Consider the following 2,373-nt stretch of genomic DNA (forward strand, 5'->3'; position numbering starts at 1 on the left):
TGTTATTTCTTACATGAATGAGTTTGCTCACCCTCTTAATGACTTGCTCATGGGTGATATTTTTACTCAAATGCGACAAGATATCAAAAAAATTCATGCAACTCATCGAAATGTTCGTCTTTTTGTAGCTACTCACATGCACGCTGGTGATGGTAATGTCCATACTAACATTCCAGTTCATTCTCACAATACTGAAATGTTAGAAAAAGCAGAATTAGTGGTAGATGACATTATGCTATTAGCTGCGAATTTGGGTGGTGTTATTTCAGGAGAGCATGGTATTGGCTTAACTAAATATCAATATCTTTCTGCTGAATTTAAACGTGAGTTTGAACAATACAAAGCTGAAATTGATCCCAATAACCATTTCAACAAAGGCAAGCTCATGCCAGGTAGTGGCCTTAATGGCGCCTTTACCCCGTCATTGCACTTGGTAGAGCAAGAAGCTTTAATTCTTGAGAGTAGTGAGATTGGCGAAATTAACGATATGGTCAAATCTTGTTTACGTTGTGGAAAATGCAAGGATGTTTGCACTACGCACGTCCCAGAAGCTAATCTTTTGTATTCTCCACGTGATAAGATTATTGGTACAAACCTTATTTCAGAAGCCTTCTTGTATGAAGAACAAACTAGACGTGGCGTTTCACTGAATCATTTTGTTGAGTTAGATGATGTTGCGGATCATTGTACGATTTGTCATCGTTGTGAAAAACCATGTCCTGTCGATATTGATTTTGGTGATGTTTCCATTAAGATGAAATCAATCTTAATTAAACAAAATAAGCGACGCTCTAATATTGCCGCTAAAATGTCTTTGGCTTATTTGAATACCACCAAGCCTTGGAAAATCAATATTGCTAAAAAATTATTAATTGACACTGGCTACAAGGCTCAAAATATTGCCTCAAGATTGGCTAAACCTTTTTTAAATAAACAACCTAACAAAACGGTTGGCAAGCCAAGTATGGCTATCGAACTAACAACCCTACTCGACAAGCCGTTACCAACAGATACAAGCCTAAAACCAATGCGAGATCTTTTGGGTATTCATGATACAACTAGCGTTCCAATTTTGTCACATCCTGAAAAATCTAACGCTGATTCGCCAAGTGTCTTTTACTTCCCAGGTTGTGGCTCAGAACGCCTTTACTCTCAAATTGGTCTTGCTACAATCGCACTACTTTATCATCAAGGGGTTAAAGTGGTTCTGCCGCCTAGTTATTTGTGCTGTGGTTATCCACAAAGGGCAAGTGGCGATGAAGCCAAGAGTACCGAGATTTCAACGGATAATCGCGTCTTATTTCATCGTATAGCTAACACATTAAACTATTTAGATATCAAACATGTGTTAACGTCATGTGGCACTTGCATTGATCAACTGATGACTTATGAGTTGGGTGATATCTTCAAAGATTCCACTCTGAGCGATATTCATGAATACTTACTCGAACAAAACGTGACTTTAGAGGCCAGTGATGAGCAATATCTCTACCATGCACCTTGCCATGATCCAATTAAATCTGATGAATCTAGCACGGTTATTTCAAAAATTGTCAATAGCGAAGTGATTGATAATGATCGTTGTTGTGGTGAAGCGGGTACATTTGCTGTTGCCAGACCAGATATTGCTAAACAGACCAAATTTAGAAAAGAGGCAGAGATTAAAAAAGACTTGGCCACCATTGCTACAACTGATAAGCCAGTCAAAATGCTTACCACTTGCCCAGCATGCAGGCAAGGCTTGGCTCGCTACCAACACACAACCAATATAGAGCCAGTATATCCAATTGAGCTAATTGCTGAACAGCGCTTAGGCCAAAACTGGAAAGAAGACTTTATTAAATCAGTTCAAATCGAAAAAATTTTATTATAAAATGACTTTTAGACATTCTGTCTAAAACTTGAGAAGAAAAGACACATTGGAGATCAATATGAAAGGAATATTAGTAGCGACAATTGCAACATTGTCATTAGGTGTATATGCCGGAGCTCAGCAAATTGCTGACACTTTTAACAATTCTACGACACCCTCAGAATTAGTTAAATCTGGCTGGGCAGCCAATAGTGGCGATAAGGGTTATAAAGTTTTACAAATAATTGTAAAGGATTCTGATAAAGCAGCAGAATTACATATAGATAAAAATGGCAAAGCAATTGCAGCCTTTGACAATGCCAAAACACAAACACTTAACTCTGATGTTGACTATAAAATGATTGCAACACTTGAAGACTGGGCTGATATGGGTACAGGAAAATCGGGTCCAATGTATCACATGACATTTGGTGGTCTGTCATTCGAAGGTCCAATGAGTGAAGCTATGAATAATATGGGTCCATTCGCCTCATTCTTAACAAATATTGGTACAAATATTC

The 2,373-nt window shown here is 38.0% G+C and carries 2 protein-coding genes; both read left to right on the top strand.

Annotated features, from left to right (window positions below; translation table 11 throughout):
* Window positions 1–1,873 (top strand): DUF3400 domain-containing protein (locus P8M52_RS05915; RefSeq protein WP_300308718.1); only part of this gene is annotated, 1,873 nt, incomplete at its 5' end.
* Window positions 1,874–1,931: 58 nt separating this feature from the next.
* The coding region (locus P8M52_RS05920) for an SCP2 sterol-binding domain-containing protein (protein ID WP_300308721.1) at window positions 1,932–2,373 on the top strand (442 nt) is incomplete at its 3' end.

The sequence above is a fragment of the Candidatus Thioglobus sp. genome (genome assembly GCF_029243085.1).
In the GTDB taxonomy this organism is placed as follows: Bacteria; Pseudomonadota; Gammaproteobacteria; order PS1; family Pseudothioglobaceae; genus Thioglobus_A.